Origin of the sequence: Paucilactobacillus suebicus DSM 5007 = KCTC 3549, from assembly GCF_001434475.1 — a bacterium.
Lineage (GTDB): Bacteria > Bacillota > Bacilli > Lactobacillales > Lactobacillaceae > Paucilactobacillus > Paucilactobacillus suebicus.
The window spans coordinates 132,383-149,348 of record NZ_AZGF01000002.1; the positions used below are offsets into that span (position 1 = coordinate 132,383).

Annotated in this window: 15 protein-coding genes and 1 tRNA gene; 7 read left to right on the forward strand and 9 right to left on the reverse strand. The window is 39.8% G+C overall.

What is annotated here, in order from left to right; all coding sequences use genetic code 11:
* Positions 1-84 precede the first annotated feature (84 nt).
* Positions 85-1,113 (forward strand): amidohydrolase family protein, encoded by a 1,029-nt coding sequence (locus FD16_RS01640; RefSeq protein ID WP_010621595.1) that lies wholly within the window; start codon positions 85-87, stop codon positions 1,111-1,113.
* Between the two features lie 55 nt (positions 1,114-1,168).
* On the opposite strand, the gene rnjA is transcribed toward FD16_RS01640, so the two are convergent.
* Together rnjA and FD16_RS01650 are read right to left on the reverse strand one after the other, a co-directional pair.
* A complete protein-coding gene (rnjA, locus tag FD16_RS01645; protein WP_010621594.1) occupies positions 1,169-2,941 on the reverse strand; it encodes a ribonuclease J1 in 1,773 nt (590 codons plus the stop codon).
* Positions 2,942-3,250: 309 nt separating this feature from the next.
* The gene (locus tag FD16_RS01650; RefSeq protein WP_010621593.1) at positions 3,251-3,694 is read right to left on the reverse strand and encodes a MerR family transcriptional regulator; all 444 of its coding nucleotides are present in this window, start codon (positions 3,692-3,694) and stop codon (positions 3,251-3,253) included.
* Between the two features lie 216 nt (positions 3,695-3,910).
* On the opposite strand from FD16_RS01650, the gene FD16_RS01655 reads away from it, so the two are divergent.
* The 3 genes from FD16_RS01655 (at position 3,911) to FD16_RS01665 (ending at position 8,058) form a co-directional block, all read left to right on the forward strand.
* Entirely contained in the window at positions 3,911-5,395 is a 1,485-nt protein-coding gene (locus FD16_RS01655) for an MDR family MFS transporter (RefSeq protein WP_010621592.1), read from the forward strand.
* Complete coding sequence (locus tag FD16_RS01660) at positions 5,395-6,117, forward strand: DUF4811 domain-containing protein (RefSeq protein ID WP_010621591.1); 723 nt, start codon at positions 5,395-5,397, stop codon at positions 6,115-6,117. Before FD16_RS01655 ends, FD16_RS01660 begins: the two co-directional genes overlap by 1 nt.
* A gap of 246 nt (positions 6,118-6,363) precedes the next feature.
* Complete coding sequence (locus FD16_RS01665) at positions 6,364-8,058, forward strand: oleate hydratase (RefSeq protein WP_010621590.1); 1,695 nt, start codon at positions 6,364-6,366, stop codon at positions 8,056-8,058.
* Between the two features lie 115 nt (positions 8,059-8,173).
* On the opposite strand, the gene FD16_RS01670 is transcribed toward FD16_RS01665, so the two are convergent.
* Positions 8,174-9,055, reverse strand: a complete 882-nt coding sequence (locus tag FD16_RS01670) for an RluA family pseudouridine synthase (RefSeq protein ID WP_010621589.1) — start codon at positions 9,053-9,055, stop codon at positions 8,174-8,176.
* 111 nt (positions 9,056-9,166) lie between these two features.
* Between FD16_RS01670 and FD16_RS01675 the strand changes: the two genes are divergently transcribed.
* On the forward strand, positions 9,167-9,808 hold the full coding sequence (locus tag FD16_RS01675) for an SDR family oxidoreductase (RefSeq protein ID WP_010621588.1): 642 nt from the start codon (positions 9,167-9,169) through the stop codon (positions 9,806-9,808).
* A gap of 86 nt (positions 9,809-9,894) precedes the next feature.
* Complete coding sequence (locus FD16_RS01680; protein WP_010621587.1) at positions 9,895-10,404, forward strand: hypothetical protein; 510 nt, start codon at positions 9,895-9,897, stop codon at positions 10,402-10,404.
* Between the two features lie 51 nt (positions 10,405-10,455).
* Here the strand turns inward: FD16_RS01680 and FD16_RS01685 are convergent.
* The 3 genes from FD16_RS01685 to FD16_RS01695 form a co-directional block, all read right to left on the reverse strand.
* Positions 10,456-10,529, reverse strand: a tRNA-Asp gene (locus tag FD16_RS01685).
* A gap of 66 nt (positions 10,530-10,595) precedes the next feature.
* Complete coding sequence (locus FD16_RS01690; protein ID WP_010621586.1) at positions 10,596-11,321, reverse strand: SDR family oxidoreductase; 726 nt, start codon at positions 11,319-11,321, stop codon at positions 10,596-10,598.
* An 18-nt stretch (positions 11,322-11,339) separates the two neighbouring features.
* A complete protein-coding gene (locus FD16_RS01695) occupies positions 11,340-11,897 on the reverse strand; it encodes a cysteine hydrolase family protein (RefSeq protein WP_010621585.1) in 558 nt (185 codons plus the stop codon).
* Positions 11,898-12,123: 226 nt separating this feature from the next.
* On the opposite strand from FD16_RS01695, the gene FD16_RS01700 reads away from it, so the two are divergent.
* The gene (locus FD16_RS01700; protein ID WP_010621584.1) at positions 12,124-13,548 is read left to right on the forward strand and encodes a DHA2 family efflux MFS transporter permease subunit; all 1,425 of its coding nucleotides are present in this window, start codon (positions 12,124-12,126) and stop codon (positions 13,546-13,548) included.
* A gap of 50 nt (positions 13,549-13,598) precedes the next feature.
* On the opposite strand, the gene FD16_RS01705 is transcribed toward FD16_RS01700, so the two are convergent.
* From FD16_RS01705 to recQ, 3 genes are all read right to left on the reverse strand, one after another.
* A complete protein-coding gene (locus tag FD16_RS01705) occupies positions 13,599-14,069 on the reverse strand; it encodes a glutathione peroxidase (RefSeq protein ID WP_010621583.1) in 471 nt (156 codons plus the stop codon).
* Positions 14,070-14,344: 275 nt separating this feature from the next.
* Positions 14,345-14,929, reverse strand: a complete 585-nt coding sequence (locus tag FD16_RS01710) for a peptidylprolyl isomerase (protein ID WP_010621582.1) — start codon at positions 14,927-14,929, stop codon at positions 14,345-14,347.
* 96 nt (positions 14,930-15,025) lie between these two features.
* Positions 15,026-16,783, reverse strand: coding sequence for a DNA helicase RecQ (gene recQ, locus FD16_RS01715; protein ID WP_010621581.1), 1,758 nt, complete (start codon positions 16,781-16,783; stop codon positions 15,026-15,028).
* Positions 16,784-16,966 lie beyond the last annotated feature (183 nt).

Below are 16,966 nucleotides of genomic sequence, written 5' to 3' on the forward strand. Positions count from 1 at the left end.
TGTCACATTTAGCTGGTGAACTAGCTTATTTAAAACTATGATGACCTCACAAATAAATACAAATAAATAAATGAGGTGAATCATATGAAATTAATTACTCTAGAAGAACACGCTGGGTTTGATTATGCAAATAAAGCAGTCAATGACTTTTTAAAATCAACTACACCGTCTGATCCAAAAAAATTACAGAAAATGGCTAAATCATTTTCAGAGGGCCTAACTGCGTACGCACCAACTCCAGAACAACTCCAAGACCTGGACCAAAAAAGACTAGATTACATGGACAAAAATGGTATTGATATGCAGGTCCTATCTTATCTTGATCCCAATGCTAACCTTGATATGCTGCCTGAAGCAACTTCAGTCCCACTATTTAGTAAAGTAAATGATAGTATCGCCGCAGCAGTCAAAAGACATCCCGATCGCTTTGCGGGGTTTGCAACCCTGCCAACCTTTAATCCAACTGCCGCGGCTGAAGAACTTCACCGTGCAGTCACTGAATTAGGCATGAAAGGTGCTATGATTCTGGGAACAACAGATAATGGTCATTTTTTGGATGAAGAACGCTTCTTTCCAATCTTTGAAATGGCCGCTAAATTGGATGTGCCTTTGTACATTCACCCGTCAATCCCAAATGAAACAGTTCGCGATCAATATTACAGTGGTATGAATCCAATTGGTTTTAACGCCATTATGGCCACTCCAGGGTGGGGCTGGCATATGGAAGCAGGATTACACATTAATCGGCTAATTTTATCAGGCCTATTTGATAAGTTGCCAAACTTAAAGTTAATTTCTGGACACTGGGGCGAATTCGTGCCTTTCTTCCTTGAAAGAATTGACGAAGCTACTGCTCCAATTCCAGGAAATAATTTACAGCATCCATTTTCGTATTACTACAAAAAGAACATCTATATTACTCCAAGTGGCATGTTTACGTGGCCACAAATGCAGTTAGCCATGCAAGAAGTCAGTGTCGACCATATTGTGTGGGCCCAGGATTATCCGTTTGTTAAGGGTGACGCAGCAACCTTTCTTGCCAAGGCGCCAATTACAGAGGACGAAAAAGAAATGATTAGTCACACCAATACGGAAAAATTATTACATTTATAAAAATCAAAAAAATAGATTGATGCCTAGCAATTATCACTAGGCATCAATCTATTTTTTATTTCACGTCTTCTTTTTCAACGTTTTTGTCAGTCTTAGGTTTAGACTGCTTATTCTTCTTTGGCTCCTCATGCTTTTGATCGCCATTTAAAATCGTGACCATCGGAATGATTACCGGGCGACGACCAGTCTGTGCATACAATAGCTTTTGTAACCGACTAACGATCGTCCGATTTAAGATTCGTTCATCAATCTTTTTACGGTTTTTAAATGTGTTCAAAATTGCCCAAAATACTTCATGGTTGGCCGCTTTAATCAGATCTTGGGATTCATGCATGTACACAAACCCGCGAGAAACAATATCAGGGCCGGCAACAATTTGGTGATTCTTCAAATCAATGACAGCAATTGCTGTAACAACGCCTTCTTCAGATAACAGACGACGTTCACGAATTTCAGGATTACCAACACTGTCTCCAACATCACGACCATCGATGTAAACATCGCCGGCCTCAACGTGGTCAGCAACCCGTGCGGAATCCTTTGTAAGGGCCAGCACATCACCATTGGCGAGAATAAAGCTATTTTCAAGTGGTACACCGGTCATTTCAGCAAGCTTGGTATGAATTTTTTGCATCCGATACTCACCATGAACAGGCGCGAAGTACTTAGGTTTCATCAAACGTAGCATAAACTCTTCATCGATTTGACCACCATGACCGGATGTATGGATGTTATTAACATAACCATGAATAACAGTTGCACCAGCTTCATCCAACTTGTTGATCAATTGGTTAACGCTGACCGTGTTACCTGGAATTGGATTGCTTGAGAAAACAACCGTGTCGCCAGGTTGGATTGTAATCTGTCGATGGGTACCGTTCGCAATTCGACTTAAGGCAGCCATAGGTTCACCCTGGGATCCGGTACACATAATCAACACCTTTTCAGGTGGATACGAGTTGATATCATTCGGATCGATTAAATAATCTTCGGGAATATTCAAGTATCCTAGTTCTTGACCAGCGCCAATTGCATTTTCCATACTCCGTCCAAAGACAGCAATCTTTCGACCCTGCTTAATGGCGGCATCTGATGCCTCTCGTAAACGGTAAACGTTGGAAGCAAAGGAAGCAAATATAATCCGTCCCTTGATCTTTTCAAAAATACGACGGATATGAGTATCAACCCATTGCTCTGACTTGGTAAATTCTGGCCGTTCTGCATTTGTACTATCAGATGTCAGTAACAACACGCCGTCATCACCAAGCTTAGCCATTTTTTGTAAGTTAGGAGCCGGTAGTCCACCAACTGGTGTCAAATCAAACTTAAAATCACCGGTTTGAATAATTGTTCCTTGTGGAGTGTGCACTGCAATTCCTAATGTATCAGGAATTGAGTGGGTGGTTCTAAAGAAGCTGACAGACAGCTTTTTAAACTTCAACACAGTGTCTTCATTAACTTCGTGCAAGTCAGCATTCCGCAACAAGTGCTTTTCTTCCAATTTACCCTTAATTAATGACAGCGCAAACGGCCCCGAATAGATCGGTGCATTTACTTGCTGAAGGAAAAATGGCAATCCACCGATGTGGTCTTCATGACCATGGGTGATAACAATTGCTTTAATTTTTTCCTGATTTTCAACCAAATATGAGTAGTCTTGGATAACGTAATCAACCCCAAGGAGTTCATCTTCTGGAAAGAGCACCCCACAATCAATGACGATAATTTCATCCTGGAACTGCACACAGTACATATTTTTACCAATTTCGCCAAGGCCACCCATGGCATAAAACGCAACTTCATTATTATTAACTTTTAACTTTCGCATAGTCCTTTTCCTTTTCTTATTTTTCTATGTATTTTCGTCGATATACAATGATTTATTTTGCTCTTTAAATAGTGAAGATGGTGACGCACATACCAAAAATGCCTAGCATTCGCCCCTCGATTACTACTTTCAGTTCTATCTAGTTGTGATACACATTATTAGTTCGCTATTTATACGCACTCGATTAAATCTTTTTTTATTGTAACACATATTTACCCAGTGACGCAAAAAAAGGCCCTAACTAAAATCAATTAGTTAAAGGCCTTGAAGTTTTTAGTTATTAAGTGTAACATTCACTGCTGTCTGTCATTAGTCAAAGTCGCTGGGAACAAGCTGAAGCTCAGTTTTACCACTGGACAAAACAGCAATCACAGACTTATCAGGATCATTCTTCAAAGGTCCCATATTGATTGCATCATGACCTTCAAATTTGATGAACGACAAGAACCGATCAGTTAAAACTTTTTGGACCATATCCATCGTTTCTCGGTGTTCTTCGGCTTTATCCACTGCAGCTTGAAGCGTGAAACCTTCATCCAAAAAGTGTTTGATTAGCCGAGTCTTGCCAATCATTGGTAACGAATACTTATGATTTTGCCCCTCATCATTTTTAACTGCATGGATGTACCCTTTTTGTTCCCAGTATCTAATCTTACTTTGAGTGACACCAGTAACGCGAGATAAATCTCCAATACCAAGCTGTAATTCATGCTTACTAAATAATGAGTGAAGTTCTTCAGGTAAATTATTCACGATTTTCTAACCTCCTTATTTTTTATTTTTACTATAGTAGAGATTGTTTATTTTTTTGTTTTCATTGATGTTGAAAAGATTAAAACGTTCTCATGTTTACTCGGTACAGTATATATTCTTTAATTTCTTTGTCAAGTTATTTGACAAACACATCAAGAGGGATTATATTAGGACGCATGCGAATTTAGATAAAGAAAAGAAAAGAGGTTTTTTACGTTGAACAAATCTGTTGACGTTAACGGAAAGCCATATAACAGAACAATGATGATTGTCTTGTTACTTGTTGGTACTTTCTGTACTGTCCTTAACCAAACCATTCTATCAACTGCATTTCCTACATTGATGAATGCTTTTAATATCTCAACCTCAACCGTACAATGGTTGACAACTGGATTTATGTTGGTTAACGGAATCATGATTCCGGTTAGTGCGTACATGACTAATCGGATCCCTACCAAGTGGTTATACCTTGGTGCGATAACTATTTTTGAAATTGGTACCATCGTTGCTTGGACCGCTCCTAATTTTGGAATCTTATTGACTGGTCGTTTAATACAAGCCGTTGGTGTCGGTGTTACAATGCCATTATTGCAAACAATTATGTTAAGTATTTTCCCAGCTAACAAGCGTGGTAGTGCCATGGGGATGGCCGGAATTGTTATTGGGCTTGCACCTGCTATTGGACCTACCCTTTCTGGATGGGTTATTGATAACTTCAGTTGGCGTGACTTGTTCGGAATGATTGTTCCTATCATGGCCCTCGTTATCATTGGTAGTTTCTTCTTTATGAAGAATGTTATTGAAACCTCTAAACCAAGCCTTGACTATCTATCATTAGTTCTTTCAACACTCGGTTTTGGTAGCTTATTGTATGGATTCTCGTCAGTTGGTAACGACGGCTGGACCAGCGCAACTGTTCTTTCAACCATCATCATCGGTGTTGTCCTAGTTGTCCTCTTTGTCATTCGTCAACTACGTCTTGAACATCCATTCTTGGAACTACGAGTTTTCAAGTCATTTGAATTTACCATTGCCACAGCATTGAGTTCAATTGTTATGATGGCCATGGTTGGTGCCGAAATGGTTCTTCCCCTTTACTTACAAATCATTCATGGAATGTCAGCATTCCATTCTGGGCTAACATTACTTGCTGGTGCCTTAATGATGGGGGTAATGAGTCCTTTCACTGGTAACTTATTTGATAAGTATGGTGCTAAGCGTCTTGCAATGTGTGGGATGTTCCTTCTGACAGTCGGAACCTTACCATTCGTTGTGTTAACACGTAACACACCAACTATCTACATCGTTTTCTTGTATGCTGTTCGGATGTTCGGTATTTCAATGGTTATGATGCCAGTTACAACTTCTGGTATGAATGCTTTACCAGTAGATTTAATTTCTCACGGAACTGCTGTTAACAACACTGTCCGTCAAATTGCTTCATCAATTGGTACTGCTTTGTTAGTTTCTGTTTTGTCAAACGTTTCATCAAACAATATGCCAGCAAAGAGTCTACTGAAGGAAACTCCATTTTCATATAAGACAGCTGCGTTAAACGCTACTTTAGACGGTTACCACGCAGCATTCTGGATTGCAATTGCGTTCAGTGTACTTGGATTTGCTGTTGCTTTCCTATTGAAGCACAAGAGTCCTGATGCTGTTGTTGTACCGACTGATGATGACAAGGGAGGTGCCAAATAATGATTCTAATCACATTAGTAATTGGAGCAATTACATTCTTCCTAGCCTTTATGTTTACAAATGGTCCAGTAAAGAGAACGTTAGCATTGCTTGTTACCGGCATCATTTTACTTGGCTCAATCGTTGGAATGGTCTCAAATTATCACGATCATTTTGGTATGCACAAGGTAACAACGACTACTACCAAGACCATTTACTCGGCATCAAATTCTTCATCAATGCCAATTGCATTGTATAAGCAAGTAGGAACATCAGGAAAAAATGATGTTTATATCTACAACTTAAAGCAGAAGCAAAAAACACCGGATCACACTAAGGCCGATGAATACACTTCAAATAAGATTAAGTATACTAATAAGTCAACCGCTACTATGACTACTAAGGTCACTCGTTGGCAGTTTAAGAACAACTTCTATAAAGACTTGTACTTGTGGTCAGGTATGGGTGGTCAAATTGTTAAACGTGTTAACACATTTAACCTACCAAAGACTTGGGTTAAATTGAGTGTTACTCAAGCAGCTAAGCTAGAAAAATTGATGGCTAGTCCAACTGCTAAAGCACAGATGCAGACTCAAGCCAAGGCGTACATTGAAGCCAAGGTTAAGGCCGCAATGACCCAAAACCCACAAATGACTGAGGTACAACGGGCTAAAGTGACACAACAGGCTCAAGCGGAATTCCAAGCTCAGGCTTTAAAGAAGGCTGTTTCAGAACTTAAATAAATAACCTCACTAAAAAGAGATCAGAATAATCTGATCTCTTTTTTTGTTAGGCATGAATGTTGGAATAATCTGGCTAGTCAAATTTTAAAATAAATATTAACTAAGCTGTTAACATGGTACATGAATACCTTGATATAACACCGTTCAAAAAAGTTGCCACTAGCAACCGTTTAAATGGACATTTGTTGTTATTTGACATACAATTGACATGAAATCGCTTCATAAATATTCTCGGAGGTGGATACAATGACAAAAAGCAAGGCAATTATGATTGGCGCCGGGCTGGCTAACATGGCTTCAGCTGTTTATTTAATCCAAGAAGGACACTGGGATGGCAGCAATATCACTTTTTATTCATTAGATGATCATGGTTCAAACGATGGTGCCCCAACAGACACCACTACGGATGAATATTGGAATAAAGAACATCCAATGGAAAATACCACTGGCTACGTTGCTCGTGGCGGACGTATGCTTAACTATCGCACATACGTCGATTTAATGGATTTACTCGACAGAATTCCTTCAGCCACGGAAGAAGGAATGACCGCCGCCGAGGATACCTATGATTTTGATGCTCATCATCGTACCTTTGATAAGGCCCGTCTGCTTCAAGGTGGTAAGGGAATTATTAATGGTGGTCATCTAGGCCTTAATAATAAAGATAGAATCTTATTAAGCCGTTTAGTCCTAATGCCTGATTCACAAGAAGAAAAACTAGATAACATTTCTATTTCAGAGTACTTTAAAAACTCTCCACATATATTCCAAACTAATTTCTGGTACATGTGGGAAACCACTTTCGCCTTTAGAATTCAAAGTTCAGCGCAAGAGCTTCGGCGTTACATGCACCAAATGATCTATGAATTCACGCAAATCGAGCACCTAGTTGGTGTTAACCGTACTCGTTATAACCAGTACGAAAGCATTATGCTACCAATCATCAATTATCTAAAAGAACATGGATGCAACATCATCTTAAATCGCCGCGTTACTGACTGGAAATTTAAAGAGACCTCAATGCAAGATGAGATCACAGTTACTGGCTTAACTATGGAAAATACTGAAACCGGCGAAACGGAATCAATTGACGTTGATGATGATACCGCAGTGATCTTCACCAATGGTTCCATCACTGATTCTGCAACAATGGGTGATTATACTACCCCTGCCCCAGAAAACATGGACTATGGTGCAGCTGCCGGCTTATGGAAGAAAGCGACGGAAAGATTCTACAATCTTGGCAACCCTGATAAATTCTTCGACGATCGTAACGCTAGTGAATGGGTCAGCTTTACGTTAACAACTAAGAACCATCTATTATTGAATGAAATCACGCGAATCACCACGCAAGTTCCAGGTAATGCACTAAACTCGTTTATCTCAACATCCCCAATTACTGCCTTAGGACATAACGATGTTAATATGTCGATTGTTGTGCACCACCAGCCTCACTTTACAACTCAGAAGCCTAATGAGTCTGTTATCTGGGGATACTTCCTCTATCCACGTCGTAAGGGTGAATTTGTTAATAAGCAATACATCAAGATGAACGGTAAGGAAATGCTGCAAGAACTGATTGGTCAGTTAGCTAAAGTTGATCCAGGTCCGACAAACATTAAAGACAAGGCTAAGGATATTTTTGATAGTGTCATCAATAATATTCCAGTCTATATGCCATATGCGTCGGCTCTGTTTAATAACCGTGCTAAGACGGATCGTCCAGAAATCATTCCCACCCATTCAACCAATTTAGCATTTACTGGTGAATTTGTTGAACAGCCATATCAAATGATCTTCACCGAACAGAGTGCTGTTCGTTCTGGGGAAATTGCGGCATACCATTTTGCCGGAGTACCAATGGACAAATTGGTCAAGAACCCAAGATTTGATAAGGATCCAAAAGTGTTAGCTAGAGCAACAAAGAAAATGTTTGAATAATCAGACAATGGACACTCTAGTTTAGACTCATAAGTAAAAAAATAAGACTAATTAGGACAAAACTCGTCCTGATTGGTCTTATTTTATTCATCACAAGGAAAATTCAGCGTTAAATCTACTTTCCATCTAGAACATTCTTCATATCCTCCGGAATCGCCGCTTCAAACATCCTTGTTTGTTGGTCAAATGGATCAACAAATTCAAGATGATAAGTGTGAAGTGCCTGACGACTAATCAATTCAAGCGGTCCTTCGTATAATTGATCACCCAGCAAGGGATGACCAATGTTACTAAAGTGAACCCTAATTTGATGAGTTCTGCCAGTGTGTAATTTAACCCTGACAAGCGTCCATGAATCATTTACCTGTTCACGCCAATACTCAGTTTTAGCGCTTTGACCATTATTCATGACTGCACGTCTGGGTGAATCAGCTACTCTACCAATGGGTTGGCTCAAAAAGCCATGTTCTTCACTAACCTGGCCACTCACAATTGCCCAGTACTGCTTATCAATTAAATGTTGCTCTACCTGATTAGCTATTAAACTTTGTGCCAGGCGATTCTTAGCGACCAGAACCAGTCCAGAAGTAAAACGATCCAACCGTGAAATAAAGTGTGGTCTCAAATCTTTTGACCCTTGATCAATTAAATACCCTTTAATTCTATTCAAGAGTGTATCTAGCCGATTTGTCGGCCCAGGAATTGACGTCAGGCCCGCTGGTTTGTTGATTACCAGCCACTGGTCATTTTCAAAAACAATGTCAATTGGTCGATGACTAGCAGCAACTGTCTCGTCTTCTTTTTCCGGATTAATAATAACGGTAATTTGGTTGTGTGGCGGCAACACATCTGTAGGTTGCACAACACGGTCGTTGGCGATAAAACTGCCATCTCCATGTTTAATGTCGGCAATTAACCTATGCCCCATGCCGATGTTTTGCAGAAATTTTTTTATTTTAACCGGATCATTCTGTTGGTTAGTCCACGTATATTTCATCGTTCAACTCTCCTGTTTAATAATTAATTCATATTTTTGAGAACAAATATTTGCATTTTTAAACTGTCAGTATTAAAGTTACAATTGAAAAATAAGAAAGGGATGGATCTCATGTCAAACGTTTTAATTTTAGGAGCAGCCGGTCACATTGCCCGTTATGCTGAAGAGGATCTACTTAACAATACGACCAATCACCTAACCTACTACTTAAGAAATTCTGGTAGAATAAAAATTACTAAACCAGAACGTGAGTCAATTATTGAAGGTGATGTCACAGATGCTGTCCAATTAAGTCAAGCCATGAAAAGCATTGACATTGTGTACGCCAATTTAAGCGGTCATAATATCGAAGAATTGGCTAAAGACGTTGTCAATGCAATGAACGCTAACAACGTCAAGCGACTAATTTGGATATCAACCCTTGGTATTTATGACGAAGTACCTGGAGAATATGGCAAGTGGAATCACCAAATGCTCGATGGTGGTTACCTTGAAACCTATAGCGCTGCTGCAAAGGTAATCGAATCCTCGGATCTTGATTATACCATCATCCGTCCAGCCTGGTTGTCAAATCACGATGAAGTGAATTACGAGACCACCACAAAAGGTGAATATTTTAAAGGTACAGAAGTGTCTCGTAAGAGTATCGGCTATCTCGTAGGAGACTTAATCGAACATCCGGATAAATCAATTCGTGATTCTCTGGGTGTTAATAAACCAAACACCGATGGCCCAAAACCAGCCTGGTATTAAAACATCATTCGTATGTCGTTAATCCGTTGTCAAAGATTGTTTTTATCGTTATGATGAATACAACAATCAAAGAAAGGGTTATTTTCATGCGTAAAATTAGTCTTTTATTATTGTCACTCGTTATTAGTATTACACTTGTCGGTTGTGGTCAACAAGCTAATTCTAGTTCGCAAAAATCTTCAAGCAGTACTAGTGCTAAATCTAATTCCAAACATTCAACCAGCCATGAAACTTACACACTAAAAGGTGATAACGCCTATCCTGTGGTTTCAAAAACTTGGAAATTTAACCAGTTCAAAATTATTTCACTGAACGCGGAAAACAATAAAGGAAAACTAGACCTAGAAATTAACTGGGAGAATACATCCCAACAAGCTGCCTCGTTCAATAACTTAGTTCAAGTGACGGTTAAGCAAAACGGTAAAACTGTTAATATTTCAGAAAATGATGATGAAGCAAGCGGACCACTTGATGCCAAGGCCGATGATGATGTTGACTTTAAGTATCAACTGCCTAGTAAAACTGGTCCTGTCACAGTCACAATTAGTCCAGCTCACACAACTACAGGTAAATCAGTCACACTCAATTTAAAGTAAAAAAAACGGTAAGAACTTTCCTCAAATAGGAAAATTCTTACCGTTTTTTTACGGTTCGTACGAGACTCGAACTCGTGATCTCCTGCGTGACAGGCAGGCGTCCTAACCAGCTAGACCAACGAACCAATTCCAAGCACAAGAACCACTATACTGGAATTTATTCGCCCCGTCAACGCATTACGGCAAAAAAATTAAACTACCGAAATACCGCCATCCACATTTATTGCTTGTCCAGTCACAAATTCGTTATTCATCAAAAATATATATGCACTGGCCACTTCTTCAGGATCAGATACTCGGTTAAGAGGGATTTGAGATGTCATCCCATTCTCGTTTTGCTTTAATTGGTCTTCCGATAAGCCTCGCCATAAACCCGTTGGCGTCCATGTTGGTGCCACAGCGTTCACTCTAATTCGCGGAGCGGCCTCAACTGCCATTCCTGCTACCATTGTGTTAATCGCCTGGTTGCCAATAATTGCACCGGAGGCATCGTATGGGTGACCTCCTGTACCACTGGTAAATGTCAAACTTCCATGGTCCTTGATATAGGGTGCCACCGTTCTACCGACCATTAAATTTGTAAAAAATTTCTGATCAATTGCATGTTTAATTTCTTCAAACGGCGCATCAAAAAAACCGCCACCCATTGCACCACCAAGCATAGAAACAACATGGTCAACTTTGCCAGTTTTTTCTAGATACTGCTTTAACTGCTGTTCATCACTGGCATCAACCGCAGCACCGCTAATTTGCGAACTGACAGTGCACAGTTGCTTAACTGCATCATCAACACGATTTTTATGGCGTCCAATAATTTTAACATCGGCACCCAGTTTCAAGCTTTGAACTGCCGTTTGAAAACCGAATCCCGAGGCGCCACCAATTATTAAAACTATTTTTTTATCTAAACTACTCAAGCTATCACTCCAAATGTATTATTTAACAACTGAAGCACCAATCACAGATTTAAAGTGGTTGAGTGCCCACTCCTGGCCTTCAGTTGTCAGTGCAGCAACTGCAGATTCATGAACAGTAATATCATAATTTAAGTTGTAAGCATCAACTGCTGTGTGCAAAACACAAATGTCTGTACAAACGCCCGTCAAATGTAGGCTACGAATATCACGCGCACGTAAATCAATATCTAAACTAGTCCCGGCAAATGAACTATAACGCGTCTTGTCCATCATCCAAACATGTTCATCATCTTGATGCAACTCATACCATTGTTTCAAAGGACCATAAAACTCACGGCCCCATGTATTTCGAACATTATGGGACGGAAACAATTTTGTTTCGGGGTGGAAAAGATCATTAGGTTTGTGAACATCAGTTGGTAAGATGACCCAGCCATCGTCTTTTAATGTTTGGTCCGCTAGTTCAATAATTTTTTGTGCAATTTGCTGTCCGGGTTTACCACATGTTAAGGCTCCCTGATCATCCACAAAATCATTTGTGTAATCAATAATCAGTAACGCATCTTGTTTACTCACGGATTTCACCTCATTTACTTAGTTGGCTAAATATTATCATCATTTTTGAGGAATGTCATGTAGCCTGATATATTTCTTGAATTAACAAAACTTCAATTTGTGCTATTTTTGAAACCGTTTTCTGACATTTTTTATGATTTTGACAAAAAAATACTTACGAGGAGATTTTTTTTGTGATAGTGTAATCACTTGTCTGAAGAAAACATTTTAAAGGAGCTTTATATTTATGGAAACCACAAGTAACACAAATGTCGATGTTGCCAAAGCTGCCGTCTCTGTTGATCATCCATTTCTATCAATGTTTGGTATGTTGATCGGCGGATTTGTCGGTATGCTAAGTGAAACATCATTAAATATTGCCTTGCCAAACCTGATGACATCATTCAATGTCTCAGTTGGTACTGTGCAATGGTTAGTCACAGGGTATATGTTGATCATCGGAATTGTATTGCCATTATCCAGTTTACTGACCCGATGGTTCACAACTCGTCAGTTAATTATCTTTGCACTATTAGATTTTACAGTTGGTGCCGTTATTTCAGCATTGGCGCCAAACTTTGCCATTCTAATGATTGGTCGAATGATTCAAGGAATTGGAACTGGTATAATCCTGCCACTAATGTTTACCGTGGCCACACTTATCTACCCACCGTATAAGCTTGGTGCAGCGATGGGGATGATCGGTTTAGTTATTATGTTTGCGCCTGCCGTAGGGCCAACACTTTCAGGAATTATTCTTGGTGCGCTTAACTGGCACTGGATCTTTTGGATCTTCATTCCGTTCTTGCTGGTTGGCTTAGTTTTTGCAATTAAGTTTTTACCAAATGTCAGTGAGTTGACCCATCCCAAGGTCGACAAACTATCAATTCTGTTATCTACTCTTGGTTTTGGTGGACTGGTTGTTGCGGTAAGTTCTGCCAGCAATTATGGTTGGACATCCCCTATTGTCTTAGGATTGTTAATCGTTGCAGTCATTATCATTGTATTTTATGTGCGCCGACAAATTCACACGGAAGTCCCAATTTTAAACTTCCGCGTCTTCTCAAGAAGGAATTTCACCACTGGTGCAATTCTAGTCATGTTAGACTTTGGTATCATTCTTGCCTCCATGTATCTGTTGCCAATGTTCTGGCAAAAAGGACTCGCAATTTCTGTTGCTTTGACAGGAATTGTGATGTTACCCGGAGGATTAGTCAACGCAATTGTATCCGCACTCTCTGGACGTTTAACAGAACAATTTAGTACAAAACTATTAGCCGTCACTGGTTTTGCTCTAGTTATCGTGGGGGTGCTAATGTTAATTTTTGCTTCAGATGAAGCATCTACAATTTATGTTATCGCTGCACACGTGATTTTAATGATCGGAGCACCGCTGGCAATGTCACCAACACAGACGTTTGCTTTAAATGCACTTGATCGCGAGACTTCCAGCGATGGCAGCACCATCATGAATACTGAGCAACAAATCGTTGGTGCAATTTCAACCGCAATTGCTACTAGTTTATTAGCTTTCGGTGAAGCCTCTAGTCATTCATCTTCAGCACGGATTGCTTTTACTAACGGTGCGCATCTTGGCTTTATTTTCCCGCTATGCTTTGCAATTATTGCACTGTTGATTTCATTAACGATTAAAGATAAGCGAACGAACTAATTAAAAAAACGTCGAAAAATAAAAATTTTCCGGCGTTTTTTTATATTTTTCTACAAAACCTTTTCAACATCTTCCGTCATTTTTTCGGGTTTTGTTTTTGGCGCAAACCGTTTAACAACATTGCCATCACGGTCCACTAAAAACTTAGTAAAGTTCCACTTAACGGCATTGCCCAATGCACCGGGTGCAGCATCCTTCAAATAGTTAAACAATGGTAGCGCATCATCACCGTTAACATCATGTAACTCGTGCATTGGAAAGCTAACACCATAGGTCATTCGGCAGGCTTGTGCGGCTGCTTTGCCGTCTTCTAGTTCTTGATGAAATTGATTTGATGGAAATCCTAGGACAATCAGACCTTGATCCTTGTATTTCTCGTACATTTCTTCCAACTGTTTAAATTGAGGTGCAAAGCCACATTTTGTAGCAGTATTAACGATCACCAACGGATGACCACGGTATTCATCCATCGAATATGTTTCACCGTTTTCTTTGGTGACCTCATAGTCATAAATTGTCATGTTGAGGACCTCCTAATATGTCTGTCACCATATTAGCGCATTTGGTGAGAAAAAGTAAGTTATCTAATCTGAAGGATTGATTAAATTTGATTAAATTAGCCTTACCGGTGTGATATTTGGTTTGAAATTTTTTTGGCGATTTGGATTACTTTCCGGCAATCTAGTCTAAACTAACTCCGTAGACCAGCTCACTCCGCTTAACCAAATAACGACCGCAATCACCAAAATCAGGTGATTACGGTCGTTATTCAGTTAATGCTCATGAGCTAAACGGTCTACTCCGTTATCTCTACTGTTGTCATTACCACATCATCAGCCGGACGATCTTGTGCATCACGATCTACCTTGCTAATTTCTTGGACAATGTCTAGTCCCTTTGTAACTTGACCAAACACTGTGTGATGGAAGTCTAGCCATGGTGTTCCACCATCTTTATATGCATCAATAACTTCTGCCGGATATCCAGCATCTTCCATTTGTCCCATCATCTGGCTAGGAACATTTTCATTTGAAACGATAAAGAACTGGCTGCCGTTTGTGTTAGGGCCGGCGTTAGCCATCGATAACGCACCCTTTAAATTAAACAGTTCTTGAGAAAATTCATCTTCAAATGAACCACCAAAACTACTTTCACCACCAGCACCTGTACCAGTAGGATCACCGCCTTGAATCATGAAATCAGGAATGACCCGATGAAAAATAATACCGTCGTAATAACCATTTTTTGCAAGTGCAATAAAGTTTTCAACTGTTTTTGGTGCTTGTTCTGGGAACAGTTGAATTTCAATATCACCATGGTTAGTTTTGATTGTTGCCTTTGGTCCCTTTGCGTTTGCTAAATTAAGTTGTGGAAATGCCATATTTATAAATTCTCCTTAAGATCTGACTTTAAACATTAGAGCTCATTATATCAGCTCAGTCGGTTGTTTAACAACTAACTTTTCTCGGGTAATTCATTATTCTTCGGTCTCAAACTCTTGGATCACGTCTAGGAATTGCTCACCATATTTTTCAAGCTTACTTTCACCAATTCCTTTGACCTCCATCATTTCGGTTAACGAATCTGGCATAATGGCACACATATCATGTAGTGTCTTGTCTGAGAAAATGACAAACGGTGGTACACCTTGCTGCTCCGCCAATTCTCGGCGTAACGTGCGTAGCTCTTCAAACAATTCATCGTCCTCTGCCAATGCCTGTTGTACTTTAACTGCAGTCTTACGAAAAACCTGTTCATCCCCACGTAATACACTCACTCCACGCGGTGCAACCTTCAGTATCGGGTACTGACCACCATCAGCATATAAGTAATTTGAGGCTGTCAAAAAATCAATTAATTCCGATACATCTTTCTGAGACCGATTGTGCATCAATCCGTACGTTGACAATTCGTCAAAACGCATTTGCATCACTCGTTTAACTTTAGAACCTGTCAGTACTTGGGCCACAAGTGACTTGCCAAATCTTTCATGCATGCGTTTAACACACGACAGCACCTGTTGAGCTGAAACGGTAATATCTTGAGATTCACGATCATCCAAGCAATTACCGCAGTGCCCGCAAGATGCAGACTTCTCACCAAAGTAATCGAGAATATATTGCTGTAAACATTGCTGCGTGTTGGCATACTGTGTCATCGCCTGTAACTTATCGTATTCCCGCTGCTTTGTTTGTTCATCCATATCAGATTGATCAATAAAAAAGTGTTGGATCTGGACATCATTCAGTTTAAATAGCAAAATTGCTTCACTATCTAACCCATCACGTCCAGCACGACCGGCCTCTTGATAATACGATTCCAAACTACCAGGCACCTGGTCATGAATCACAAAACGGACATTACTTTTGTCGATACCCATGCCAAATGCGTTAGTTGCCACCATTACCGGCACACGATCATATAAGAAGTCATCTTGATTTTGTCGGCGTTCGTCCCGGTTCATCCCACCGTGATACATCGTAGATTTAATATGATGCCGTTTTAACATCAAAGTTAATCTTTCAACTTCTTTTCTGGTACTGGCGTAAATAATTCCTGATTGTTCATGATTAACCGTCAAGTAATCTACTAAAAATTGATCACTATTTTGATCTTTCACAACCTTAAAAGATAAATTAGGTCGCGAAAATCCCGTCTTAACCTCATCAACCAAATTAAGCCGATCCATAATGTCGTTGGCAACTTTAGGCGTTGCTGTCGCTGTTAAAGCAATAATTGTTGGTTCGGTCGGTAGCTGCTTAATAATATCAGTCAGTTTCAAATAGCTCGGGCGAAAGTCGTGGCCCCACTGGGAAATACAATGTGCCTCATCAATTGCCACCAACGACACTGGTAGCTGGGCCAACTGGTTAAAATAGCCTGAATCAAGCCGCTCTGGAGATACATACAGCAACTTGATTTGTTGCTGTCGTGCCATTTCAAACCGTTCCTCGACCTCATCATACTCCAGCGAACTGTTAATGAAGGTCGCCGGAATCCCATTTTCATTTAGAGCATCCACCTGATCCTTCATTAGAGATATCAGTGGTGATATAACTAGCGTAATGCCGTCCATCATTAACGCTGGTATTTGGTAGCATAAAGACTTGCCACCACCAGTTGGCATAATCGCCAAAACGTTTTGATGATCCAAAACATTATCGATTACTTTTGCTTGGCCATTTCTGAAAGTATCATAACCAAATTTTGTTTGTAGAATTGTTTGTGGAGTCATCATGTCATTCCTTATTTTCGTTTTGTTAAACAGTCCGACTTACATTATAAACAAAACTGGCTGAAATTTCAGTTATCGTCGCCGAAAAATAAAAAATAACGAGTAGACAGAAAGCCGGTTTCCTGCGTACTCGTTAATTATTAGTTTACATTTTTTGGTTCTTCGTCAAGAAGTACTGATAGA